A 25,592-nucleotide genomic window follows, 5' to 3' on the forward strand; every position below is an offset into this window, starting at 1 on the left:
CTAACAGTGTTCTTATATGGAAGATCACAGCAAAATTAGCTTGTAGCTTCCTCTCCTGGATTAGGGGAAAGGAAGCTTCGTTGTAGAGAGCTTAAGAAGGTTGAGATATCACAATATCTAAAAGCTCAGGCCACCTTTCCCCTTGCACAATTGAGGCAACGGTCTCGGAATCCAATCCTAAGGTGGAGGCAAAAGCAGCAATATCTTCTTCAGTGATAACACCCTGAGATGCAGCTTGAGAAAATACTTCGCTTAATTCGGACATGAACATATTCCAAATCCAATCACGGCCTTGCATTTTCTTCATACCTTCAATCAATGAGGAATCTTCAGCTAAAAGCTTTAATAAAGCTAAAGGGTGAAGTTCTCTAATACGATTTAAAGCGCTCTTAATCTCACTCTGAGACATAGCTAAAGAAATAGAAGATTTTTCAGAAGCAGCGTCAACGACGAAAGAGATGTCTCTTTTGTCTTGATCCGTTATCTGAGCTTCATAATTCTTAAAGTTAGCTTGCACTTTCTGTGTTTCCTTCTTAGATGAACTACGTCGAGCAAATAATCTTCTTGAACGACGTGAAGGTTTCTTTTCACTTTCTGTGAGTATAACAGATTTGTTATTTATGTCTTTCGAGTTTTTTGAGCTCTGCTTGGATCCATAAGGGTTCAAGCAGCAACTACTCAAACTCAAGAGCAATATCAAACCGCCAAAACTATACTTATAGATATACTTTTTCATACTTTAGTTAATTTTTAAAATTAAAAGTTATACTATTATAGCATAAACACATTAAAAATAACGTCTATTTGCACTTTTATTTTTTAATATTAAGATTTTTAACGCCATAAAGATGGCTCTCTCCTGTTTCTCAGGGAAATCATTCTTGAGTTTCTCGGGTTGATTTGTTATTGGCCATTTTGTTATCAACATGGGGCATTTAGTTAATCTCTTTATTAAGGGAAATTAACAAAACATTTAGGTGCCAGAGGATCTTATGTTAAAAATCCTTACAATACGAAGCTGCGCTTGTTTAGTAGCTTGTCTTTTAAGTTTCCCTTTCATTTCTTATGGGGCTCCGACTGCGTCGGCAATGCCCTCCATGAACACGCCCTCTAGCAAAGGAAAGATCGGTTCTGATGCTTGGATTGAACAGAAGTTACGTCAGTATCCAGAGCTACTTTGGTTAACGGAGCCTTCGGCTGCTGCAAGCCTTACCACAACATCCAAGGCAACGTATTCTTTATCCTTATTTGATAAAAAGATTCCTGCTTTTGATATAGCGATACGCAGTTTGATATACCTACATTTATTAATACAAGGTTCGCGTCAATCTTACGCTCAGCTCTGTCAATTACAGCCTTCGGAAGATAGTATTACGTTTAAGCAATTCCAAACTATCCATAGGCAGTTGATTCATTTCTTAAACTCTCCCAAGCATTTTGATAATACTTTAAAGATCTTGGAGACTGCTATTGTCTTAAAACATATGGGATGCTCTGCAAAGGGTGCTGCGAACTTTAAACCTTACTTCACAGAATCTCGGGCTGATGCTTTTTATGCGAAAGCTCTACATGTGCTTCAGGCATTTCCAGAATTGAGTCCCTCATATTCTCGACTCTCTCCAGAGCAAAAAGAAGTCTTCATTGCCCTACGTCGTTTAACTGACTACGATGCGCTATTCAATCTTACAACTACGCCAAACGCCCAGCTTCTATCTATTGGTAGAGCAAAACGTCCTTTAGTAGTTTTAGATTTATATCTCTATTCTCTTGATATCTGTGGAGAAAATAACTGCTCTCAAGAATTTTACTATAACTTCGCTCCTTTATTATCCATGTTGCAGCAGCATGCTACTGTAGAAGAAGCTTTTTCCCGTTATTTCACATACAGAGCAAATCGCTTAGGATTTGAAGGATCTTCTCGTAGTGATATGACCTTGGTACGCTTAGCAACTCTTATGGAGCTTTCTCCTACAGAGGCTAGTGCTCTTAATTGGAGTTTTAAAAATCTCCCTATTGACGAGTCGGAAAGTTTGGTAAATAGTTTTTACACAGCACAGGGGGAACACCTTCCTTTAGACATCCGGGGTCTTCCTAATCTCCTTACTGGTTTGCTACAGGCAAATCACGGAACAGCTTCAGCAAGTCCTGAAAGCCGTTTACGCCAGATTTACTCTACAGCATTGTCTTTAGTAGTAAAAAGCTTGCGTGTGCATAAGGATATGTTAAAAAAGCAGCTGCTTGATCAAACAACTGTTTTAGACTTTTCAGAAACGACAGTTTCTTGTGGAGGATTAGATATTTTCTCTGAAAATATTGCCGTGCGAGTGCACTTAAACGGTTCTGTTAGCGTTGCACTTTAAAGTGCAACGCTACACTATTACAGCTTTTTGAAAAGGTCTGCCATTTCTAAAGCTGTTTTCATCCCAGAAATTCCTAAATTTGATCCCTTAATACCTGCACGTTGCCAGGCAGAATCTATGCAAGGTGCTGTGATGACGGAAAAGGTAATAGGGAGGTTAAATTCTAGAGACAACTCACTGATCCTTGCCGAAACCTGATCTGCAATGTGATCGTAATGTGTAGTTTCTCCTTTAATAAGCACACCACACGCTACTATAGCATCATACTTCACACCTGAAGTAAGAAGTTTCTTTAATGTGCAAGGGATCTCAAAGGATCCGGGAACACGCACTACGGTAAGCATATCTTCTGCTCCACCTAGATCCAAAAAAGTCTGTTGTGCTCCTGAAACCAAGGCGTCAGCTATGGGTCCGTTAAAACATGCACCAACGATAGCAACACGCATATCCTTTGCTGATGCCACCCCTTTAAATGTCTTCATATAATCCTAGATTTATCTTATGTTTACTTCCTCAGCATAGGGGAGGTCTATCCAGTGCCCCATACGCTCTTTTTTTGTGCGCAGATAATGTTCGTTCTCTTCAGAAACATGAATTGGAAGCGCGATCCTATCAACAATTTCCAACCCAAACCCTTGCAGACCGAAATACTTGTGAGGATTATGAGTAATCAATTTTATCTTTGTCAATCCTAGATCAACCAAAATCTGCGCCCCTATCCCATACTCTCTAGAATCGACAGGGAAGCCTATTTCTAAATTAGCATCGACAGTGTCATACCCGCGATCTTGTAAGGCGTAAGCACGAACCTTATGACCTAATCCAATACCACGTCCTTCCTGACCACGTAGATAAACAATAACACCTTCCCCTTCTAATCCGATATATTCCATAGCAGAACGCAGCTGATGCCCACAGTCACAGCGCATCGACCCCATAATATCTCCTGTAAGACATTCGGAATGCACTCGGACAAGAACGTTCTCTTTGCCGCTAACATCACCTTTCACTAAAGCGATGTGTTGAATACCATCGAGAAGAGACTCGTAAACATGAATATTGAAATCTCCATATTCTGTAGGAAGACGCGCTGAGGAAACAGGAATAACTAACCTTTCGGAGAGCATCCGGTAGGCTATCAAATCAGATATGGAGATTACTGAGATTTCATGTTCCTTAGCAAATTCTATAATTTGAGCAAGACGCATCATGGTATGGTCTTCATTAACAAGTTCTGAAAGGACGCCACAAGGCTGCATATTTGCTAAACGCATAAGATCTAAAGCAGCCTCGGTATGTCCAGCTCGTTTCAATACCCCCCCCGGCGTACCTGCCAAGGGAAAGAAATGTCCCGGACGGACAAAATCTTCGGGACGGCTATTAGGATTGGATAATAATTCTACGACTTTCGTTCTATCTGCTGCTGACACCCCTGTCGTTATGCCTTTTGCAGCATCTACTGAGACGGTAAACGCTGTACGATAACGACAGCGATTGTCTTCAACCATAGGGGGGAATTCTAAATCTCTTATTCTTTCCTGTTCTAAAGAAGCACAAACGATTCCTGTCGTATATTTAAGAAGAAAAGCCATCTTTTCTACGGTTATCTTCTCACCTGCGATGATAAGATCCCCTTCATCTTCTCGCGAAGCTTCGTCAACAACAATAACAAATTTCCCCTCAGAGATATCTGCTATCGCCTTTTCTATTGGGACAAAACATGATGCAGATGCATCACCTTCGGATTTCATCATCAGAGCTCCTCCCAATTACTCACCTCTATTCTCCAGGGATGCTAATAGAAATCCCCTTTCACTTCAATCTCTTCCCCTACTTCCTCTACCCAACAACTTCCCAAGCCGTTTTTAAAGAATTTCCTAATACCTCAAAAAACTTAGGAAGAATTTTTTGAGCGGATTGCAGCTGGTATCCCAAATCTCCAAAAAGAGGCTTTCTTTGATCACCAAAAATTTTTGGTCCCAGATAAATAACGAGAGCGTTTGCTAAGCGTTCTTTCAAAAATGCCGTATGTAAAACCGGGCCACCTTCAACAAGAACCTGTAAAATCTGTTTAGTAGCTAGATAGGACATTAATTTATGTAAATTCACTCTAGAATCTCTAGGTTCTGTAACTAAGATATCGACACCAAGATCCTCGATACTTTTAATATGATCTTTTGAACATTGTGTTGTGGTCACATAGAGAGATTTTCCATGACTATGGAAAATTTTTGCCTGAGGGCCTACATTTCCCAAACTATCAACAACAACACGCAAAGGTTGATGAGAATAGAGTTCTCCGGAAGGTTCCCTTGCCGTTAGCAGGGGATTATCTTGTAAAACAGTTTTAGAGCCCACAACAATAGCTTGGGAACTCGCACGCAATTTGCCTACATCTGCACGAGCTTCTGGACAAGTAATCCATTGAGATTTTCCATGACTATCTGCAGTTTGTCCATCTACAGTAGCCGCACTCTTAATCACCACCCAAGGGGTACCATAAGTCCGTTGGTGAATGTAAGATTTTAAAGATTCCTCAGCTTCTTTTTTCCCTAGACCTTCAAAAACACGAATACCAGCCTCTTTTAAAGAGGCTACCCCTTTACCAGCAACCCGACTATCAGGATCTAACAAAGCCACGTAGACAGTAGATACCTTATGTTTAATTAATAGATTGACGCAGGGAGGCGTATTGCCATAATGGCAACACGGTTCTAAGGTTACATAAACTTCACTACCTTCTACAGATACAGATGTAGAATTTATGGCATTTTCTTCGGCATGTAGCTGACCTCTTTTTTCGTGATACCCCTCTCCTATAATTTGTCCATTTTTTACAATTACACAACCTACCCAAGGGTTAGGGGGAGCAGAAAATCTTCCTTTTTCGCCCAATTCTATAGCGCGACGCATAAAAAATAGTTGTTGCTCAGAGAAATCTTCCATATACTTTGCCTTTGTAAGAAAAGGTAATTAAAGAGATATAAGGATGTTGGATATAAAATTAATACGCAAGGCACCCGAAGAATGTGAAATCCGTCTTCGTAAGAAAGATCCCAATATTTCCCTTCTCCCTATTCTTGATTTGGATAAAGAAGTCCGCAGATTAAAAACCGACTCGGAATCTCTACAATCTCAAAGAAAACTTTTATCTACACAAATCCATAAAGCTAAAGCTCAAGGTGAAGACGCCTCTAATATGATTAGTGAAGTGGAGAGGATCTCCCAAGATCTAGAGAAATTAGAAGCTTCACTAGAGGAAAAGAACGCAACTTTACAAGACCTTCTTGTACGCCTTCCTAATTACCCTGAAGAAGATGTGCCCGTATGTCCTGACAAATCAGGAAATCAGGTAATTAAAAGTGTAGGTGCTTTACCAACATTTTCTTTTACTCCTAAACATCACGTAGAGCTTAATCAAAAATTACAAATTTTAGATTTTAAACTTCCTGCAAAAACTTCGGGATCTGGATGGCCTGCCTATAAAAATCAGGGAGTGATGTTAGAATGGGCATTGCTCACTTATTTATTAAATAAGCAACGGGAGCATGGCTTTCAATTATGGTTACCCCCCCTTCTTGTAAAACGTGAAATTCTTTTCGGCTCTGGACAAATTCCTAAATTTGACGGTCAATACTATTGCGTAGAAGATGGAGACCAATCTCTTTACCTGATTCCCACTGCTGAGGTTGTTCTCAACGGATTCCATTCTCAAGAAATTTTTAACGAAAAAGATCTCCCTATATATTATGCAGCCTGCACACCCTGTTTCCGCCGAGAAGCAGGCGCCGCGGGGGCTAACGAACGCGGTCTTGTTCGTGTACATCAGTTCAATAAAGTGGAGATGTTTGCCTTCACCACGCCAGAACAAGCGGATCAGGCTTATGAAAAGATGCTCGCTGTTGTTGAAGACATTCTTACGGAATTAAAACTCCCCTACCGTCTCTCTTTACTCTCTACAGGGGATATGTCCTTCACAGCATCAAAAACTATAGATGCTGAAGTGTGGCTGCCTGGGCAACAATCGTATTATGAAGTTTCTTCTATTTCGCAGTGCACAGATTTCCAATCACGCCGTTCAGAAACTCGTTATAAAGATAGCCAAGGGAAAATGCATTTTATTCATACCCTTAATGGTTCAGGTTTAGCAACACCACGTTTATTCGTTGCTATTTTAGAAAATAATCAACAAAAAGACGGCTCTGTAGTTATTCCTGAAGTTCTACGCCCTTACTTAGGAAATCAGGAAGTATTACTACCTCAAGAATGATCTGCTTTGCAAATATGAAAAAATCTAAGGCAATATAAATTGCTACACCGAATGGATAAGATTAATGAAGACCGACTATGATCATTTCAAAAACGCGACTCCTGAAGAACACCTCAAGACTGTTAAAGATCGCTATAGAGTGTGCGTTGGCGAACCTCATACAACAATACAAGGTTTTATCTATCATCTAGCCAGTGATGCCTTATCCACTGGAGTCTTCTTATTTTTCATTAGAACACTTGCTTTTCTTCTTCCTATTTCTCAAGGAACACAAGCGGAGCTTCTATTTTCATTAGGATTAGGATGGATTTTTTATCGAGGCTGCTTGAAAGCAAAAAAAGCCTGGTCTTACATGGAGCTCTCTCATCGTTTTATGCTCCAGGAAAAAGAAGAAATAGAACAACATCCCGAACAAGAACGTCTGGAACTCCATGTGATCTTTAAAAATCACGGATTCAAATCTCCTCTTCTTGAAGAAATGGTAGATTATATCAGTTCGGATTCTACCCTCCTTCTGGATACTATGATCCGTGAAGAACTGCATATTTCTAAAGAGAGCTTCCCTCATCCTTTAAAACAAGGCGGGACACGTATGCTCGGAGGGCTTATCGGTTTAATTCTCTTCTTACCACTAGTTCTCTGTTCTAGTTATACCGTAGCAGGCGTATTATCCGGAGTGCTTATCACCATACTCTCAGCTACTAAAGCAAAAATATTAGGAAATGATGTTATTACAGAGGTTGTGTGGGTGTTAGGGATTTTCATCACCTCCATAAGCATCGTTTGCACTTGTGTAAAATTTTTATAAAGCCCAGGTATCATAGTGTTTTCACGACTATTCTCCACGCCTTTTTCACCAGAAATACTAAACAATTTTTTTGAATCAGGAATGGCTGAAGATAACAGTCCCATGTTATCTCAAAAGAATCGGTTATTAAGTCGTAACCTTTCTTTAAAGTCTGCGTCGATTTCTTTAGCGACGTATCTCTGTGCCTTAGCTTTTTATTGGTTTCGCATTGTTGATATTTCTAATCTATTTGTTGTTTTTACATTCTTTCTTGCTGGAACCCCAGCGTTGATAAAGTCGTTGGATGATATTCGCAATAAGACTGTAAATATTGATATTTTAATGACCTCAGCAGCCTTCGGTTCTATTTTCATTGGTGGGGCCTTAGAGGGTTCTTTACTCCTTGTTTTATTTGCTATTTCTGAAGCTCTGGGACAAATGGTATCTGGGAAAGCGAAGAGTACGTTAGCTTCGCTCAAACATTTAGCGCCTACTATTGCCTGGATAGTCGGCACCGATGGCAACCTAGAAAAAAAACCCGTGAGTCAAGTTCAAGTTGGAGATATTATCCGCGTAAAAAGTGGAGAAATCGTTCCCTTGGATGGAGAAATTATTCATGGTTCCTCCTCTATAAATCTTATGCATCTTACTGGGGAAAAAATTCCTAAGTCTTGTCAGATAGGCTCTATGGTTCCTGCAGGGGCTCATAATCTCGAAGGAAGTTTTGATCTGAAAGTTTTAAAAACAGGTGCTGACTCAACAATTGCTCATATTATCAATCTCGTTATTCAAGCGCAGAAATCCAAGCCTCGTTTACAACAACGTTTGGATAAATATTCTTCAGCCTATGCCTTAACGATCTTTGCTATTTCTACATCTATAGCCGTTTTGGTCCCTCTATTTACCTCTATTCCTTTCTTAGGACCTAATAGTGCTTTTTATCGTGCATTAGCATTTCTCATTGCTGCCTCTCCCTGTGCATTGATTATTGCTATTCCTATTGCTTATCTCAGTGCGGTAAATGCTTGTGCGAAACACGGTGTCTTGCTTAAAGGTGGTGTGGTTTTAGATCGCTTAGCTTCTTGTAATTCTATTGTTATGGATAAAACAGGAACACTAACCACGGGAGAGCTTACCTGTATTGGCTGTGATAGTTTTGGGCCTCAAAACCCTGATTTCTTCCCTTTTATTTTAGCTTTAGAACAATCTTCTATGCATCCTATTGCACAAGCCATTGTTGCCTATCTGATGAAGAATAATGTCACCTCGTTTCCTGCTGATGAATACTGTATGATTCCTGGGAAAGGGGTCCGGGGGATGTTCCAAGGTCAAGAGGCATTTGTAGGAAGAGTCGATACTGCCTTACAAAATGTCCCTAAAGAGTATGTTCAGGAATTAGAAGAGCGTGTGCATACTGCCAGACAACGCGGGGAAATCTGTTCTCTGGCTTATTTACAAGGCAGTTGCGCATTATTTTATTTTAAAGATACCCCACGTCAGGATGCGGGGAAAATCGTCAAAGAACTCAAGGATGAAGGTTATCCGATCACCATGTTGACTGGAGACCATCATATTAGTGCAGAAAATACGGCTAAGCTCTTAGGAATTTCTGAAGTCTTTTCTGATCTATCTCCTGATGATAAATTAGAAAAAGTCCGTGAACTTGCTAAACAACGTCATATCCTTATGGTCGGTGATGGGATTAACGATGCTCCTGCTCTCGCTCAAGCGACGGTTGGTGTAGCTATGGGAGAGGCAGGAAGTGCTACAGCTATAGAAGCTGCAGATATTGTTCTCCTCCATGACGCGATTTCGCTATTGCCGTGGATCATAAGAAAAGCAAAGAAAACACGAAGAATTGTTACACAAAACTTAGGTTTAGCCTTAGCTATTATCCTTCTTGTTTCCTGGCCTGCCTCATTAGGAATCATTCCTCTATGGCTTGCTGTAATTCTTCATGAGGGAAGTACTATTATCGTTGGGCTTAACGCTTTGCGATTGCTAAAGTAATCTTAGTATTTTGCAAACCTACGACTATAGATACTTTGTAAAATTCCTAAAGAGGCCATTGTAGAAATTACAGAAGATCCCCCGTAGGATACCAAAACTAAGGGAACTCCAGTAATAGGCATCAATCCGCACATCATGCTGATATTAATTAACACGTGCATAGAGATATGCACGGTGATTCCTGCAGCTAATAATCTACCAAAATCATCAACAGCGACAGCTACAGTTCGGCAGCCAAAACAAATGAGACAGTAAAACATCCACAAGGCGAAAAATAGGCCTATCAAACCGAATTCCTCTCCTAAAGCAGAGAATACTGAATCTGTATAGCCGTAGGGCAACCATCCTCTACCGGCAAATTCTCCAGATTTCCATCCCCGGCCTTTAACACCGCCTAATCCAATAGAGATTAAAGATGCTCGCTGATGGTGATTCGAAGGGCTTAGCCTTTCGTATTGGTATTCTTTTATCACCTTTAATGCGTAAGGTTTGACTTTCTCATGGGAAATGATTCCTGAGAAAATTAGCAAAGAGCAGAGCATTCCCAAGCCTGCAATTGTCGCGCAAATTTTCACAAATAAAGGATGGATATTCCCAAGGTAAAAAATTGTCAAAGCAACGGGGCATAGCACCAAAGCTGTCCCTAAATCTGGTTCTTTAAAAATAAGAAAAAAAGGGATTCCCACAATAATACAAGCAAGTAAAGCAGTGGTCTTCGAAGAAATTACTGATTTGCGTATATCTAGCGTGTAGCTCAGCATGATCACAACAATAAGCTTCGCATATTCAGAAGGTTGGACGCTTAAACCAATGAAAGGGATTTTGTACCATCTATGAACATTTTGCACGGTAGGGACAAAAAATAGACCTGCAAGGCTCAAAAGCATAAGAATATAGAGAACCCACGCCCAGCTTCTTAATCTATGGTAATCCAGATACATACACAAAGAGAAAGCCAGCCATCCTAAAGCAAAATGACGAATTTGCATGATGCTTTTATTCGTAAGTAGTCCCTTCGATGATGTAACTAAAATCGTAGAGGGATCCATGGAAGAAATAACAACTAAGCTAGTCATCATTAATAAAATAATGACGATAAATACCCAAGAATTGACATAGCTGAAATATCTAATGTTTCTCATAATGCTCTTTATAGCTTAAGAATGGGATACTTCCAATGAAAGTTATTTATTATGAAATAGCAGAAACTCCTTCCACAAATGAGACAGCAAAACAGCTTATGCATCTGTGGAATCGCTCCGCGCTTACTGTTGTTTCCACCCAAAAGCAAACAACAGGGAAAGGGAAGTTTAACAAAACTTGGATCTCTTCTCATAAAGATCTTACCGTATCTCTCTGCTTTTTCATTAATGAATTAGATATCGACGCGAGTCAGTTATTTCGTTTAGGGACAGAAGCCGTTCTTAATCTCATCCAAGATTTAGGCATCCCTAACGGAATGATAAAATGGCCTAACGATGTTTTAGTAAATCAAGAAAAACTCTGTGGGGTTCTTAGTGAAACAATTCCCATGCAAGGCTATTTAGGCATCATTTTAGGCATAGGAATCAATGGCAACACTACGAAAGAAGAACTTTTTTCTATAGATCAACCGGCAACATCACTAGCCATACTATTAAATCATACTGTAGATCTTAGAGAAATCCGCGAAAAGCTTGTTGAATATGTAAGAAAGAGCATCTTGCAAAAATTTTCAAAAATTCTAGCGAGAGAAACAGATCATAGGGAGATCAAGAAAACGAAATAGCCTAGAGGCTATCCATAATGACGGACTTGATCTTTGCTTTAAATATTTCTCAACAGCCTGTTCATAAGCAGCTGTCTCAAAAGCAAAGAGATTATCCCTAGCCCAAAAATCCTCTAGAAGACTAACAATATCCTCGCGTTCATGATGTTCACCTATAGACTCTACAATCTCATGAACAAGCTGAGGAAGAGTCTCCTCCATTTCCTGAAATGCAAAAAGGATATCGTAACCGTGTTTTAAAAATCCTCTCCAGGACATCTTATGATGCTGCGTTAAAAACTCTGTTTCCTGAGATAATCGTGGCGAAGAAAAATTCCCCGAACGAGAAAGAGAAAGCAAAGCTTGACGCTTTGCTATTGCATGGGAAAGCAAACTCTCCCAAGAAAGCATAATATTCTTTACGAGATAGTATAATTGACAATACGCCCCGAGAAAAGCACCTAATAATACGCTGAAAATAACTACAAAGACTAATCCTGCCATAGGCTGCATATGGCTCTCCAATGATAAAAAAGCAACAGAGGGCTATAGATACGTAAGAATCTCAGCATCGGTAAGCTCACGATATTCCCCATAGCGAAGGCCTCCAAGAACAAAACTTCCTATACGGATACGCTTGAGCTCTAAAATAGGTAATCCCGCAGCTTCAGCAAATAAACGAATCTCATGTTTTTTGCCTTCGTTTACAATAATCTTAATTGTACCACGACGGATTTTCTCAACAGAAACAGGACGGATTCTCTTACCATCTATAATCGTTCCTTCCATGAGATCTTCAAGATTTTTTGCAGTAATCTCTCGGTTTACCTTAAGCAAATACTCTTTGGTAATTCCAAAAGAAGGATGAATAATCTTATTAGAAAATTCCCCATCATTAGTGACTAAAATCAATCCAGAAGTTTCCTTATCTAACCTTCCGACAGTAAATACCCGATAAGGAAGATGGGCAAATAAATCGATCACTAACTTATCCCCTGGGAACTTTTTCTCTGAAGAACATAAGTATCCCAAAGGTTTGTGAACCATGAAATAGACTTTCTTAGTCATGCCTACACGCTGACCATCTACCTTTACAGTATCCGTTTCTTCATCTACCGTCACAAAAGGACCTGCTGCTACGCGACCATTTACAGTGACATGTCCTGAAAAAATAATCTCATCACACTTCCTCCGCGAGGCAATACCTGAAGCAGCTAAAAACTTATTGAGACGAACCTTTGCCATAATATTCTCCATTCGAGACATATATTGTGCCCAAGAAGAACAATAGAGGTCCACTGTTCTTTGTTATAAAAAAATATTGTCAAAAAAAAAGATCTTTCTTCTAGACAAAAGTTTTCTGGTTCCTATGCTAGTTTTCTTAATCCACCACTCAGGAAATCATGGCTTTTCTTATCTTATTACGACACGGAAAATCCGTCTGGAATGAAAAAAATCTTTTTACAGGATGGGTAGATATCCCTCTAAGTCAACAAGGAATTGATGAAGCTATTCATGCGGGTCAGGTGATAAAAGATCTCCCGATAGACTGCATCTTTACCTCGTCTCTTGTTAGAAGTTTGATGACAGCGCTGCTTGCTATGACACATCACAGCTCTAAAAAAATTCCTTATATTATTCATGATGATGAGCAGCAGAAACTGATGAGTAGGATCTATAGTGATGAAGAAAAGAGTATGATCCCTCTTTATCGTTCTAGCGCACTAAACGAAAGAATGTATGGGGAGCTGCAAGGGAAAAACAAAAAAGAGACTGCTGAGGAGTTTGGTGAAGAACAGGTAAAATTATGGAGACGAAGTTATAAAATCTCGCCTCCTGGAGGAGAAAGTCTCTATGATACGGGATTGCGTACGGTTCCCTATTTTCAAGAAACGATCTTCCCTTTATTGAAAAATTCAAAAAATGTGTTCATTTCTGCACACGGGAATTCTCTACGCTCACTGATTATGGATATAGAAAAATTAAGTGAGGAAGAGGTACTCTCTTTAGAGTTACCTACAGGAAAACCCATAGTATATTTATGGACCGGCCACACATTCGAACGACATCCAGAACCACTTGGTTAAATAACCAACAAGCGATTCCTCCTTCAGTTTCAGTAAGAGAAAGTTTGGAGACCTATGCGGATCCTTTTTCTTTGATACCATCATCAGCAATGAAACTACTTAATGAAACTGAAGAGGCTGCTCGTAAGCTTGTCGGTTGCTCTGAAGAAACACATACGTTTCATTTTCTCCCCCACTTCCCCCATGCTCCAGCAATTATCGTAGCGGCTTTATTGGAAAATCTTACCTTTTTCCAAGGGAGGAATCATCTTTTAGTCTCCTCTCATGAACAGCAATACATTATTGATGCTATTTGCCGACGGCAAGGCCTCGGCACTACCTATGATTGGGTAACAATAAACTCTTCGGGACGACTGTCTCCTGAGCAACTTACAGAAGCACTGACACCACGCACCCTGCTCTTTTCCTTATCTGCTGCCAATGGTATGACAGGGCTGATTGAGCCTATAGGATCTCTACAACCCTTATGCAAAGATCGTGGCGTTGTTCTACATTTAGACCTTTGTGATATTTTAGGACGCGCACCACTCACTCCAGAAATGCTCGATGCCGATATCCTTACATTTTCTTCTTTAGCTTTAGGAGGGATTGGAAATATTGGAGGGATGTTTATTAAAAAATCCCTGAGCAAGTTTTTCAATTTATGGCTCTCTAGACATTCTCCGGGAACTTTATGTTTAGGATCTGTAGCAGCCATGAAAACAGCTTGCCAAGAACGCCTATCTTCTTTTGCTTCATTAATCTTATCTTCGATAAATCTAAGAAATAAACTTACTAAAGAGCTCCAAGCAGCTTGCCCCGACGTGGAGTTTCTTTTTCCAGAACTAGAGAATAAGCTCCCTAATGTCATGATTGCCACTATAGGAGATCTCCCTGCAGAAAGTTTAGCCTTTTTCCTACATCAACAAGGGATCTATCCAGGACTTGGCTACGAGCGTTTCCAACCTCTGTCTCAAATACTACAAAATTGTGGGGTATCGCCTTTCCTCTGTCACAGTGCGCTACATTTTTCTTTCACAGAGAGAACGAAAGATGAACAATTTACAACTTTAGGACGTGCTATCCAAGAAGGTAGCGCGCACCTACAATCTGCAATTGCGAGCTCCGTATGACAATTCCATTTCAACCTGTAGCCTCTTGGGCAAGTGTATCTCCGAAAGTTATGAAAAAATTTCATAAGTTTTATTGTGGGGGGACATTTTCAGCAGAAGATGCTGAAACAAAAGGCGCCTATCTGATTATCGGCAATCAGGGGCACAGACTTACCGGTAACTATGTGATATTTTATTGGCTGATAGATAAGATAAATGGAAAAATTATCGATGCGAAGTTCCAATATTTTGGACATCCTTTCCTACTTGTCCTTGCAGAAGTCACATGCAATTTAGTTATCGGAAAAACCTATGCACAAGCCTACAACTTAACTGTAAATACTATCGATACTGAGCTGCGCTCACATCCCAATAAACCTGCGCTTCCAGAAAGTAGCTTACCCTTATACCACTGCATCATCGATGCTTTAGATATTGCCGCTGAACAATGTATGGAAATTCCTCTTGAAGATGGTTCCCTACCTTTAAAAGAATCTTTTCTCCCCTCAGAGATCGAAGATGCTAATCCCTATACTAAAGAAGCTTGGGAAGCTCTATCTATAGAATCACGACTCCAGGTCCTACGTACAACCGCGGAAGATAAAATCTCCCCCTATGTAGCTATGGATGGCGGTAGTGTACTTATCGAAAATCTTGAAGGAAATATCGTAACGATTGCCTATGCAGGAAATTGTTCTGGATGTTTTTCCGCAATAGGATCTACATTGAATTCTATAGGCCAGCTCTTACGCGCCTACGTTTATTCCGAATTGCAAATTAAAGTAAATGAGGCCTCTTTAGATTTTTCTACGTCTCAACACTCCGAAGAAACTAATTAACTTTCATTGTTAGTGAATTGTCAATAATTCACATCTTTTGATAAAGAATGATGAAATGTTAATAACCCTATAATTATTTCATTATTTTTTCTTGAGGATTGTTGTGTTTTTCCAATTCCTAAAAAAGAAAGTTGCTTCATTAGGCATCTCTCCTTTAGGCCTTTTAGTTGTTTCTGCAGCTTTAGGGAGTGCCCTCCTTTTTGGGAAAAACACTTCGAAATCTCCAGATTTTTCCCAACCATCTGAAAAAAAAACTCCAGGTTGGTTTAAGCTTAGCCAAGTAGGAAATCCGAAATTATTAGAGTCTTTAGCAAAAAAAGAACAGATAGAAAGAGATCTTACCATGTTTCATTCAGTAGCCAACGCTACTGTGGCTCTATCTTTACCTACAGAAGATGATCCCGACATTATTCCTCAAGTTTCTGTTATTCTTTCATCGCATAAGGACGAAGTCTTCTCTTCCTCTTTGCTACTTTCTATCGTTGACTATCTATCTAGCAGCATTCCTGGATTAGCTAAAGAGCACATTACCTTATCGGATAACCTAGGGAATACGTATTCCCCAGGAGAGTTCTCAAACTCTCTATTATTATCTGCATGTGAAAGTTACTTAGGAAAAATTTTCCCTAAGGAACACTTCGCTCTTACCTGCCTAAATGCGAAACAAACGCCTACTATTCAGCTAACGGTTAATGAGAAATACCTAGCGAAATTCCCAAAAGACAAAAGAGAATCTTTCCTAAAGCATGCTGAAGATCAGCTAAAGAAAATCTCTGGGGATAACCATCCTATTGTTATCGAGAAATTTCCTTTTTCACAAACGATACAGAAAGACCGTCTCTCTTATAAGCTTCTCGTTGGGGGAATCATTTTACTTTCTAGTTTAGGAATTATTGCCTTGGCAAGCTTTTACCTTGCTTTTTACGCTTACGAACGCATTCCCTTAGAATCAAAAAAAATAAAACAAGGCATAAATATTACGAAGCTGGTAGAGATACTACAAAAAGAATCTCCCGAAAAAATCAGGGTGATTCTCTCGTATTTGGATCCTAAAAAAGCCGATGAGATCTTCCAACATTTGCCTGAAGATGTAAAACACCAAGTACTGAAATTATAAACATTAAGAATTAGGTATATCTTGTGACACTGTCTCAATCTCCTGGTTCGCTTTCAGATGCTGAAGATTCCCCAGAAAGAAAAAAAGACTGGAATGAGGGATACTCCCAAGGGTTTTCAGAAGGAGAAACCTCGGGATATGATAAAGCCTTTCAAGAACTCCTCTCTTTGATTCAGATATTTCGGAAATTATCGATTCGTATGCTTTCTGAAATAGAAAAGGTTCCCCAGCAACTCAAACCTGATCTTGTAGAACTCGCAATTTTAACATGCGAGAAATTCCTCTATAAGAAATTAGATAATATTGAAGAGCTCGCACTGTTAATTTCTTCTGCTCTACAACAGCACACATCCTTGCGATCTTTATCTCCCGTAAAGATCTTTCTTCATCCTGAAGATCACAAGAAACTTAATGATTGGATAGCAACGCATGAAATCCCCATGATTAAACATGCAGAGTTTCTCCCTGACATATCTTGTAAAAAATCCAGCTATAAAATGGAGTCTCCCTCAGGAATCCTACGACAAGAAATTGGAGAAGAACTAGATCATTTGCTTTCTGTTTTAACTACATGACGAACCTAAATTACGAAAAATCCCAACTGCAGTATTGGCAGCCTTACCGCACCTGTGGGCTTCTCTCAAGAGTGTCTGGGAACCTCTTAGAAGTTCAAGGGCTATCGGCATGTCTTGGTGAGCTTTGTCGTATTTGCACTCCAAAATATCCAGATCTCCTTGCAGAAGTGATTGGCTTTCACAATCAAACAACATTATTAATGTCCCTATCTCCTATGCACTATGTTGCTTTAGGATCTGAAGTTCTTCCCCTACGACGTCCCCCATCACTACATCTCTCTGATCACCTTCTTGGTCGTGTTATTGATGGTTTCGGAAATCCCTTAGACAATAAAAAAAGCCTGCCAAAAACACATATAAAGCCATTGATTGCTCCCCCACCACCTCCGATGTCTCGACAACCTATCCAAGAGATTTTCCCTACAGGGATTAAAGCTATCGATGCTTTTTTAACTTTAGGGAAAGGACAGCGTATCGGTGTATTTTCAGAACCAGGGAGTGGGAAATCTTCACTACTATCCGCAATAGCTTCAGGCTCAAAATCTACAATTAATGTTATTGCTCTTATTGGAGAAAGAGGCAGAGAAGTCCGCGAGTATATAGAACAGCACTCTTCAGGATTGAAACAACTTCGAACTATCATTGTTGCCTCTCCAGCGCATGAAACAGCACCAACAAAGGTAATTGCTGGACGTGCTGCTATGACAATAGCAGAATATTTCCGAGATCAAGGTCACGACGTGCTATTTATTATGGATTCTTTATCCCGATGGATAGCGGCTCTTCAAGAAGTTGCCCTAGCAACGGGAGAAACCCTAGCAGCGCACCAATACGCAGCGTCTGTTTTCCATCATGTATCAGAGTTTACAGAACGTGCGGGGAATAATGATCGGGGTTCTATAACTGCCTTATATGCTATTTTACATTACCCCAACCATCCGGATATCTTTACAGATTACCTAAAATCTCTCTTAGATGGGCATTTCTTCCTTACGAATCAGGGAAAAGCCTTAGCCTCACCTCCTATTGATATTCTTCTTAGCCTATCAAGGTCTGCGAAAAAACTTTCCCGTCCTCATCATTATGCTGCTGCGGAGAAACTTCGTGCCTTATTAAAAACATACCAAGAGGCGTTAGATATCATTCAGTTAGGGGCCTACACTCCAGGACAAGACAAAGATCTCGATGATGCTGTAAAAATTCTTCCCAACATAAAAAAATTCCTCTCTCAGCCATTATCAAGTTACTGTCAGCTAGAAAACACCTTGAAAGAGTTGGAGGCTTTGGTAAATCTTGAATAAGAAATTAGCGAGTCTTTCCTCTCTATCAAAGATAAAAATTTATCACTCTTTATTAAAAGTACGACACTTTAAAAGTGAAAAGTATTATCTATCTCAAGAGCTTGTCAGTATAAAAGAGCGCATGATGGTGGTTTCTAAAATCAGGAAGGAGAGGTTTTTATACCGCGACAATATAGAACATTACAATTTGCTTTTAGAAAACTTGCAAACATTACAAGTATCTATTTATAAACAACACAATATCTCCTGTCAGCGGCTACAAGAGCATCAAAATAAATTACTAGAATTAATTAACCGTAGAAAAATTATCGAAAAGATCAAGAATAATAAGTATTCTAACATCAAGAGATAGGAACGCAAGGCTAACTGTAATGACTGACTCTGTAACCTTTCCTTCTGCTGTGGAAATGTCTTCACTAACAGAAAAACTCAAGTCTATTAATCAAGAGCATTTATTAGATTCGTGGTCGTCCCTTTCTCAAAAACAACAACAACGTCTCCATCATCAAATTTCTTCCATAGATATTGAGCTTTTCCATAAACAACGCCAGCTAATCACCTCCCCAAAATCTATTTTAAAAGACTTCCAACCTTTAACTTCTTTCGCTTCTTCTGGAGAAGATCCTGAAAGAACAAAGATCGGGACAAATCTTCTAAAAGAAAAGAAGGTTGCCTGTGTAGTTCTTGCAGGAGGACAAGGGTCTCGATTGAAATGCGACGGTCCTAAAGGGCTTTTCCCGGTATCTCCTATCAAAAAAAAGCCTCTTTTTCAGCTTGTTGCTGAAAAGGTCTGTGCAGCAAGTAAACTTGCGCATCAGCCTCTGCCGTTAGCCTTTATGACATCCCCGTTAAATAATCGCCAGACACGCTCCTACTTCGAATCTAATGATTATTTTCATCTTGATCCCAACCAAGTAGACTTTTTCTGTCAGCCTCTTTGGCCTTTATTATCTTTATCAGGAGATCTCTTCCTAGAAGATACCGACTCCCTATCCTTAGGACCTAATGGAAATGGTTGCTTAGCAACCCTTCTATATACCTCAGGAGTTTGGGAAAAATGGAAAAAAGCAGGTATCGAAATGGTGAGTGTGATTCCTATCGATAATCCTTTAGCCCTACCTTTTGATGTAGAGCTTTGTGGATTCCACGGTATGGAAAATAACGAGGTGACTATTAAAGCTGCTTTACGACAGACAGCTATCGAAGATGTGGGCATCTTAGCACAATCTCATGCTTCTGGGAAAACCTCGGTTATTGAATATTCTGAAATACCTCAAAACGAACGTTTTGCTACAAATCCAGATGGAACGTTGAAGTATTGCTTAGCAAATATCGGTTTATATTGCCTGTCTATGGACTTTATTGCCCACGCCGCTCTTCGCGAACTACCTCTTTACAAAGCCCATAAACACGCGAAACAATTAGGGCTCTATTCCTCAGAGAAAAATTCTTGGAAATTCGAAGAATTTATCTTTGATCTATTTTGCTATAGCGAACGTTGCCAAACTCTTGTCTACCCACGTCAAGAATGCTTCGCACCATTAAAAAATCTTGAAGGCAACCACAGTCCCGCGACTGTTCGAGAAGCTCTTTCTGCTAGAGAACGTCAAATTTTCCATAAAGTGACTGGAAAAAAACTTTCTCCAAACACAACATTTGAATTAGAAGCCGATTTCTATTATCCTTCAACCTCTACGTCCCTACACTGGGAAAATAAAGCGTTTTTCGAGGAACCGTTTTTTGAGGCCTCATGAAAGAGAAAATTGCCTACTTAGGCATGGGCATTTGGGGATTTTGTCTCGCATCCTTATTAGCGAATAAGGGGTATCACGTTGTTGGATGGGCCCGCAATGCTGAATTGATTGCTCAACTACAAACAGAGAAGCGTCATCCGCAAGTTCCTGATGTTCCCATTCATCCGAATCTATCCTTTACTACAGATATGGCAGAAGCTGTAGAAAATGCTTCTATGATTGTTGAAGGTGTCTCCTCAGCAGGGATACGCCCTGTATCTGAACAGCTAAAAACAATTACGAATCTCAATGTTCCTTTTGTCATTACTTCAAAAGGTATCGAGCAGCATACAGGACTATTACTTAGTGAAATTGTCGTAGAAATTTTCGGTAACGACGCTTCGCAATATCTTGGTTATCTTAGTGGCCCCTCCATAGCTAGAGAGGTGCTTAAAGGCTGTCCATGTTCTGTAGTGATCAGCGCGTATAATCCAGATACCTTAAAGAAAATACACAATGCCTTTCTCACGCCGACATTTCGTGTGTATCCTAATAGCGATCTTAAAGGTGTGGCTCTCGGTGGAGCTTTAAAGAATATTATAGCTATCGCCTGTGGGATTTCTGATGGATTTCGTTTTGGAGATAATGCCAAATCAGGATTAGTCACTCGAGGACTTCATGAAATACGGAAATTTGCCACGATTATGAACTGCCGTCCCGATACTCTCAACGGTTTGGCAGGTCTTGGAGACCTTTGTACCACGTGTTTTTCTTCGTTAAGTAGGAATACGAAATTTGGGAAATTAATCGCTCAAGGAATGACTGTTGCGCAAGCAAAAGCAGAAATCGGTATGGTTGTGGAAGGGGTCTATACAGCTCTCTCAGCATACCAAATTGCCAAACATCATAAAATCGATATGCCGATAACTACAGGAATCTATCGCGTTTTATATGAAAATCTCGACATCCAAGAAGGTATCGCTGCACTTTTACAAAGAAATACTAAGGAAGAATATCTTTAAAAAGGTGGATATTTCCACCTTTCTCATCTCCTTAGATAGAAGTCCTGTTCTCACAGAGTTTTCATTTGTACATTTTTTTATCATTTGTTAAAGATGAATTTATAGCGCATAGTAAATAAGGTCATCTACTAAATGAATAGCAAGCTGAAAAAGCATCTACGTTTAGCATCTCTCTCTCTTCTAGCTTTATCAGGAATTTTTTCTTCCTCGACTCTGAATGCTATGCCGTCGGGAAATCCTGCCTATCCTGTAATTCCTAGCATCAATCCAGAACAAAAAGGCATGTGTGCTTTTGACCTCTGCAACAGCTATGATCTCTTAGCAGCACTTACAGGAAGTTTAAAATTAGGATTTTCTGGAGATTATATTTTTTCAGAAAGTGCAAGAGTGAAGAATGTTCCTGTGGTGACATCTGTCAATACGACAGGAACCGGGCCTACGCCTACAATTACCTCAACAGTAAAAGACTTTGACTTCGATCTAAATGATTCTAAGGTTAGCGCTAGCTACATCTTTGCCTCAGTAACTCTCCAAGATACTTCACCAGCTGCTATTCCCCTTTTAGACATCAGCTTTGATGTGAAAATCGGAGGCTTAAAACAATACTACCGTCTTCCTCTAAACGCTTATAGAGACTATACTTCTTCCCCTCTTGCTTCTGAATCACAAGTTACCGACGGTCTGGTAGAAATCCAAAGTAACTACGGTTTCGTTTGGGATTTAAATTTGAAAAAGATCATTTGGAAAGATGGGATTTCTTTCCTAGGCGTTGGTGTAGATTACCGCCATGCTGCCTGCCCTATTAACTACATCGTAGTCAATAGCCAGGCAAATCCTGAAGTATACTTCGAAGATTCTACCGGGAAAATCAGCTATAAAGAATGGTCGGCGAGTATAGGAATTACCACCTATGTCAATGACTACATCCTTCCTTATGTTTCTGCTTCTGTAGGGAGTTCTTCAAGAACAGTGCCCGCAGATAGTTTTAAACGTTTAGAAAGCCAGTTTTCTAACCTTAAGTTCAAAGTACGTAAAATCACGAACTTTCATAGAGCGAACTTTTGCTGTGGTGTCACAAGCTGTGCATCAGATAACTTCTTCTATAGCGTTGAAGGACGTTGGGGTTACCAACGTGCTCTAAACGTAACCGCAGGCTTCCAATTCTAATACGAGCTGATTAGCGTGCGGTATACGTTATGCATGAGTTTCAACGATGCTGCAATTAAGCTCCACTCCTGCTGCATAGCACGCATTTGAAGTTCTAACATTAGCTGGTGCGTCTGCGCTAAATCACCATAATTTTGCACGTCAGCAAGACAGTTGTTAAAGAAATTTAACAAACCGCCTTTTGACGTTCCCTTATCGATATCAATCTCTCCATCAACAACTATATGCTCCAAATCCTGCAATGTAATGATGGAGAAGTCAGAACCCATGATCTTATATGAAGGTTCGTATTCACTATTTCCAGGAATGAAAATAAGAGAACTCAGATTTAACATCAGGTTCTTCATCTGCTTTATCATAATGACTAATTCACTATCATAGGATTTGACGATATCCTGAAGCTGTTTTTTCTGTTCATCAGACAGTGAGGCGTTGTCTTGAATATTCTTAGAAATTTGCTTTAACAAAAGCTGAGCGTTTTCAGCGCTTTTTATATCATTTTTCAAATGTAGACACTCTTCCTCATAGCGATCTACAATCATCTGATAACCGTATTTAAAATTCGCCGTGTCTGATGTTTGAGAAATATAAGACCCTAAATTGTAAATGATAGGGGCAGAGTTAAAGCTCTTTATCGTCTCTAAAAGAGGACTAAATAAGTTCTGCGCATATCCTGAAAGATTGAGCTCTCTTCCTAGAGCATATAACGCTGTTTCTTGCGCAGGAATGTATTTATCCAAGAGAATATAGGCGAATGCCGATTGGAAAGGCATTTTATTAACTATAGAGTCTTTGACAGGAGCAAGTTCGGGAGCCGTTGTTAACGCTTGTGGAGATATCCTATCTAAATGTTCCTGGAAAACCTTATTTGCTTCCTTACGTAGCTCTTTATTTTCCTTTTCCGTAAGTACGGTTTGTATCACAGCTAGTTCAAATCCTGCGTCTAAAAAGTCCTGATTTAAAGAAGCTATAAATTCCCTACGCAATCCTAAATTACTCGCCTCTTTAAGCAAGTCTTGCATGATTTTTAGGTGAGAGGCTACCTCATTCATCTTTGTATAATCTGCAGCTACCTCAGCAGGAGAAACACGACGTTCTGCAAACACCGAGCCTTCAAAAATCTGATTAGACTGCTGATATCTTTGTATTGGAGAGTTTGTCATAACTTCACCTATTTAAATCTACGTGTTAACTTCGCAAATATCTGATTCATCAATGCTAAAGCAGCGCTGACCATAGTCCATTCTTGCTGAATTGCGGAAGATTCTAACTGTAATGCGAGCTGTTGGTTTTGGTTAAAGGTTGTAAAATTCTGTTGGGTAGCTTCTAAACTCTGTAAGATCTGCTGCTCACCACCAGGAATAATCCCGTTTTCACCACCTTCAATAACAAAGCTTTCAAAAGCTGATAAGAAACGAGGCCAATTGTCAGACTTCTGTTTGTTAACCTGAATATCAAAAGCCTCATCAACTTCGTCGGGTTTTTCTACAGGAGTAAACTCCATACTGTTTAGGAAGATATAAAGATTCCCAAGATTACGCAATAAAGCCTCGAACTGAAACTCATAGCCAGAAATTGTCTGACGAAGCTCCCGTTGTTGAGAAGAGGTCAACTCGGCATCACGTTTGATGTTGTCTAAAATTTTCTTGAGTTCAGTTTTTGTCCTCAGACAACGCTCAATGTCACTTTTACAACGTACTTTTTCCTTATCTAAAACACTCTGTGCTTTCCCTAACGCATCAGTAAGAGCCTGAAGGTTCATCTGACGCAGGTATATCGCTAAAGAATAATAGACATCTGCAGTTTGGAAATTTGTAACTTGAGAAATAATTTGATTCATGTACTTAGCAGCTTTATTAGAGAATGTCATCTGTACCCCTAACGTCTCTAAAACGTGCTGCTGATTGGGTAAATATTTATCTAATAATAAAGATGAGTAAACCATTTGTATTGGAGAAGTATCTACAAAGGTCTTTTTCCCCTCTTTCATGCTCTCGAAATAATTTAATGTCGTAGGATCCATAGAATCCTTTTGAGCCATTAACTTTGCCGATTCTTCTGTCCACTTAGTAATTTGAGCTTGGATTTGCTTAATACCGTTATTCATCCCATCAATTACTTTCTGATAATCAGAACGTGACATCACCTTACTAGGTTGCTTCGTCATTAACTCAACGCATTTTTGAAAAAATTCGGGGTTAAGATTAGTTTGGCTTCCGTTGTAAAATAAAGATATCCCTTCATAAGATGTTGTAGGGCTATTAGCAAACGTCTTTAAAGGGACATCTGCAACATTAAAACTACTATTGCCCCGTTCATCCCAATAAGATAGCTCTTCCTGAAGGACTTTTTTATAATCTGCCTGGGCTGAAGAAGATTTTTCCCCATACTGTCCTGCACACACTAAGTAAGAATACAGTAAACTTAGAAAACTAGGTAAAGTAGCTCTTTCTCCCATCTTCAGCCCACCCATAGCATTTATAAAAGTGGTCACCCCAGCTTTAACTTCTGTAGGCATAGTATCGGCTGCATTACTTGAATATTTATCCATAAGCATACGATACACTCCAGCAAGCACTATGTACGTCCGCGTCATACCACCTTGCATAGCGTTATAACCAGAACCTGTTAAATTAGTTGCTGTTGAAGAGATATCCCAAACAGGATTGAGTAGATCTTTAAGGGAACTTGAAAACTGACGTATGAGCTCAATAACTTTATTCGCTTCTTCAATATTTAATGAGCACTCAGCAATTTTAATATTTAATTGTTCAGAAACAGGATAAGACAAAGAGATCATGGCATTGTAAACCACCATCATGTTCTGCCAAAAATTGATAACCTTACTTTTTGGCGGTGCGTCTTTTCCCTCTAGCTTTTCTATTGTCCCTACAAATTCCTTAGCTAAGCCATATAGAGATGTGTATTGAGCATCTGTAGGGTTTCCTTCTGTAAAGGCCTGTTTTAACGTACTTAATCTTATTCTATATTCTTGAACTAATGTCTTTTCAGCTTCTGTAGGATTAAAAATCCCCCCCTGATCAATATCCTTCAGCCAATCATCAAAACTCCTCTCAAGTCCCTCTATATAAAGTTTTGCAGCAGCAAGATTTGGATTGGCTAAGATCTCATCTACTTTCATAGAATCATAATCCACATTCGGAAATGCAATTTTCTCTTCAGGGATATTTTTAAAGGCAGCATCTACAAACTCCGAAGAAATTTGCGCTACGGGCAACTTAGTCTCTGCTTCTTGCAACAAACCAAGCGCGTATTTTAATCCTTTTGCCTTCTGATCTAATTCTTGAAAAAGAAACACAGAACTAGAAAACGGCATTGTCATATCTACCTGATCACCAAGTAGTGCCGCCGTTACATTGCGATTAAAAGTAATGTAGGATGGTTGTACCGTCACTGTAATTTATCCAGAAGAGATTAATTATTTTTCTAATTTTAAAATAAAAAAATATTTCAAAAAATAAAAAA

At 39.5% G+C, this 25,592-nt stretch carries 24 protein-coding genes; 15 read left to right on the top strand and 9 right to left on the bottom strand.

Translation table 11 applies throughout. The features are described 5' to 3' along the window. Positions 1 to 91: 91 nt before the first annotated feature. On the bottom strand, positions 92 to 736 hold the full coding sequence (locus CCA_RS04485) for a hypothetical protein (protein ID WP_011006846.1): 645 nt from the start codon (positions 734 to 736) through the stop codon (positions 92 to 94). Positions 737 to 992: 256 nt separating this feature from the next. Here CCA_RS04485 and CCA_RS04490 point away from each other — a divergent pair, with 256 nt between their 5' ends. Further along, positions 993 to 2,360, top strand: a complete 1,368-nt coding sequence (locus CCA_RS04490) for a hypothetical protein (protein ID WP_011006847.1) — start codon at positions 993 to 995, stop codon at positions 2,358 to 2,360. Positions 2,361 to 2,377: 17 nt separating this feature from the next. On the opposite strand, the gene ribH is transcribed toward CCA_RS04490, so the two are convergent. From ribH to ribD, 3 genes are all read right to left on the bottom strand, one after another. Next, positions 2,378 to 2,842: a 6,7-dimethyl-8-ribityllumazine synthase gene (ribH, locus tag CCA_RS04495; protein WP_011006848.1), complete on the bottom strand. Its 465-nt coding sequence runs from the start codon at positions 2,840 to 2,842 to the stop codon at positions 2,378 to 2,380. A gap of 12 nt (positions 2,843 to 2,854) precedes the next feature. Beyond that, positions 2,855 to 4,114 carry a bifunctional 3,4-dihydroxy-2-butanone-4-phosphate synthase/GTP cyclohydrolase II gene (locus CCA_RS04500; RefSeq protein ID WP_011006849.1) on the bottom strand — a complete coding sequence of 420 codons (1,260 nt, stop codon included), beginning with the start codon at positions 4,112 to 4,114 and terminating at the stop codon, positions 2,855 to 2,857. A gap of 85 nt (positions 4,115 to 4,199) precedes the next feature. Continuing rightward, on the bottom strand, positions 4,200 to 5,306 hold the full coding sequence (gene ribD, locus CCA_RS04505; protein ID WP_011006850.1) for a bifunctional diaminohydroxyphosphoribosylaminopyrimidine deaminase/5-amino-6-(5-phosphoribosylamino)uracil reductase RibD: 1,107 nt from the start codon (positions 5,304 to 5,306) through the stop codon (positions 4,200 to 4,202). A 43-nt stretch (positions 5,307 to 5,349) separates the two neighbouring features. Here ribD and serS point away from each other — a divergent pair, with 43 nt between their 5' ends. From serS to CCA_RS04520, 3 genes are all read left to right on the top strand, one after another. Further along, the gene (gene serS / locus CCA_RS04510) at positions 5,350 to 6,630 is read left to right on the top strand and encodes a serine--tRNA ligase (RefSeq protein WP_011006851.1); all 1,281 of its coding nucleotides are present in this window, start codon (positions 5,350 to 5,352) and stop codon (positions 6,628 to 6,630) included. 64 nt (positions 6,631 to 6,694) lie between these two features. After that, positions 6,695 to 7,438 carry a VIT1/CCC1 transporter family protein gene (locus CCA_RS04515; RefSeq protein ID WP_011006852.1) on the top strand — a complete coding sequence of 248 codons (744 nt, stop codon included), beginning with the start codon at positions 6,695 to 6,697 and terminating at the stop codon, positions 7,436 to 7,438. 15 nt (positions 7,439 to 7,453) lie between these two features. Next, positions 7,454 to 9,427 carry a cation-translocating P-type ATPase gene (locus tag CCA_RS04520; protein WP_011006853.1) on the top strand — a complete coding sequence of 658 codons (1,974 nt, stop codon included), beginning with the start codon at positions 7,454 to 7,456 and terminating at the stop codon, positions 9,425 to 9,427. Positions 9,428 to 9,429: 2 nt separating this feature from the next. Here the strand turns inward: CCA_RS04520 and CCA_RS04525 are convergent, their stop codons facing one another. After that, entirely contained in the window at positions 9,430 to 10,569 is a 1,140-nt protein-coding gene (locus tag CCA_RS04525) for an FtsW/RodA/SpoVE family cell cycle protein (protein ID WP_011006854.1), read from the bottom strand. A 35-nt stretch (positions 10,570 to 10,604) separates the two neighbouring features. On the opposite strand from CCA_RS04525, the gene CCA_RS04530 reads away from it, so the two are divergent. Continuing rightward, entirely contained in the window at positions 10,605 to 11,195 is a 591-nt protein-coding gene (locus tag CCA_RS04530; RefSeq protein WP_011006855.1) for a biotin--[acetyl-CoA-carboxylase] ligase, read from the top strand. On the opposite strand, the gene CCA_RS04535 is transcribed toward CCA_RS04530, so the two are convergent. Together CCA_RS04535 and CCA_RS04540 are read right to left on the bottom strand one after the other, a co-directional pair. Beyond that, positions 11,151 to 11,678, bottom strand: a complete 528-nt coding sequence (locus CCA_RS04535; protein ID WP_041462292.1) for a hypothetical protein — start codon at positions 11,676 to 11,678, stop codon at positions 11,151 to 11,153. The two genes, CCA_RS04530 and CCA_RS04535, sit on opposite strands and share 45 nt — an antisense overlap. A 42-nt stretch (positions 11,679 to 11,720) precedes the next feature. Continuing rightward, positions 11,721 to 12,419 (bottom strand): pseudouridine synthase, encoded by a 699-nt coding sequence (locus CCA_RS04540; protein ID WP_041462293.1) that lies wholly within the window; start codon positions 12,417 to 12,419, stop codon positions 11,721 to 11,723. 158 nt (positions 12,420 to 12,577) lie between these two features. Between CCA_RS04540 and CCA_RS04545 the strand changes: the two genes are divergently transcribed. From CCA_RS04545 to CCA_RS04590, 10 genes are all read left to right on the top strand, one after another. Further along, positions 12,578 to 13,261: a 2,3-bisphosphoglycerate-dependent phosphoglycerate mutase gene (locus CCA_RS04545; RefSeq protein ID WP_011006857.1), complete on the top strand. Its 684-nt coding sequence runs from the start codon at positions 12,578 to 12,580 to the stop codon at positions 13,259 to 13,261. Then, positions 13,216 to 14,373, top strand: coding sequence for an aminotransferase class V-fold PLP-dependent enzyme (locus CCA_RS04550; protein ID WP_011006858.1), 1,158 nt, complete (start codon positions 13,216 to 13,218; stop codon positions 14,371 to 14,373). The genes CCA_RS04545 and CCA_RS04550 overlap by 46 nt, the downstream gene beginning before the upstream one ends. Continuing rightward, a complete protein-coding gene (locus tag CCA_RS04555) occupies positions 14,370 to 15,191 on the top strand; it encodes a NifU family protein (protein ID WP_011006859.1) in 822 nt (273 codons plus the stop codon). Before CCA_RS04550 ends, CCA_RS04555 begins: the two co-directional genes overlap by 4 nt. 103 nt (positions 15,192 to 15,294) lie before the next feature. Next, the gene (locus CCA_RS04560; protein ID WP_011006860.1) at positions 15,295 to 16,308 is read left to right on the top strand and encodes a type III secretion system protein; all 1,014 of its coding nucleotides are present in this window, start codon (positions 15,295 to 15,297) and stop codon (positions 16,306 to 16,308) included. A 29-nt stretch (positions 16,309 to 16,337) separates the two neighbouring features. Beyond that, complete coding sequence (locus CCA_RS04565; RefSeq protein WP_193328810.1) at positions 16,338 to 16,883, top strand: flagellar biosynthesis protein; 546 nt, start codon at positions 16,338 to 16,340, stop codon at positions 16,881 to 16,883. After that, a complete protein-coding gene (locus CCA_RS04570; protein WP_011006862.1) occupies positions 16,880 to 18,184 on the top strand; it encodes a FliI/YscN family ATPase in 1,305 nt (434 codons plus the stop codon). The genes CCA_RS04565 and CCA_RS04570 overlap by 4 nt, the downstream gene beginning before the upstream one ends. After that, positions 18,177 to 18,536: a hypothetical protein gene (locus tag CCA_RS04575; protein ID WP_011006863.1), complete on the top strand. Its 360-nt coding sequence runs from the start codon at positions 18,177 to 18,179 to the stop codon at positions 18,534 to 18,536. Before CCA_RS04570 ends, CCA_RS04575 begins: the two co-directional genes overlap by 8 nt. 19 nt (positions 18,537 to 18,555) lie before the next feature. After that, positions 18,556 to 19,938 (top strand): UTP--glucose-1-phosphate uridylyltransferase, encoded by a 1,383-nt coding sequence (locus CCA_RS04580; protein ID WP_011006864.1) that lies wholly within the window; start codon positions 18,556 to 18,558, stop codon positions 19,936 to 19,938. Beyond that, a complete protein-coding gene (locus tag CCA_RS04585) occupies positions 19,935 to 20,939 on the top strand; it encodes an NAD(P)H-dependent glycerol-3-phosphate dehydrogenase (RefSeq protein WP_011006865.1) in 1,005 nt (334 codons plus the stop codon). The genes CCA_RS04580 and CCA_RS04585 overlap by 4 nt, the downstream gene beginning before the upstream one ends. Before the next feature lie 132 nt (positions 20,940 to 21,071). After that, positions 21,072 to 22,106, top strand: a complete 1,035-nt coding sequence (locus CCA_RS04590; RefSeq protein ID WP_011006866.1) for a membrane protein — start codon at positions 21,072 to 21,074, stop codon at positions 22,104 to 22,106. Here CCA_RS04590 and CCA_RS04595 read toward each other — a convergent pair. Both CCA_RS04595 and CCA_RS04600 read right to left on the bottom strand, forming a co-directional pair. Continuing rightward, entirely contained in the window at positions 22,103 to 23,269 is a 1,167-nt protein-coding gene (locus CCA_RS04595; RefSeq protein WP_011006867.1) for a CT620/CT621 family type III secretion system effector, read from the bottom strand. The genes CCA_RS04590 and CCA_RS04595 overlap by 4 nt on opposite strands. Before the next feature lie 8 nt (positions 23,270 to 23,277). Next, positions 23,278 to 25,521: a CT620/CT621 family type III secretion system effector gene (locus tag CCA_RS04600; protein WP_011006868.1), complete on the bottom strand. Its 2,244-nt coding sequence runs from the start codon at positions 25,519 to 25,521 to the stop codon at positions 23,278 to 23,280. Between the last annotated feature and the right edge of the window lie 71 nt (positions 25,522 to 25,592).

It is taken from the genome of Chlamydia caviae GPIC, assembly GCF_000007605.1.
GTDB lineage: Bacteria > Chlamydiota > Chlamydiia > Chlamydiales > Chlamydiaceae > Chlamydia > Chlamydia caviae.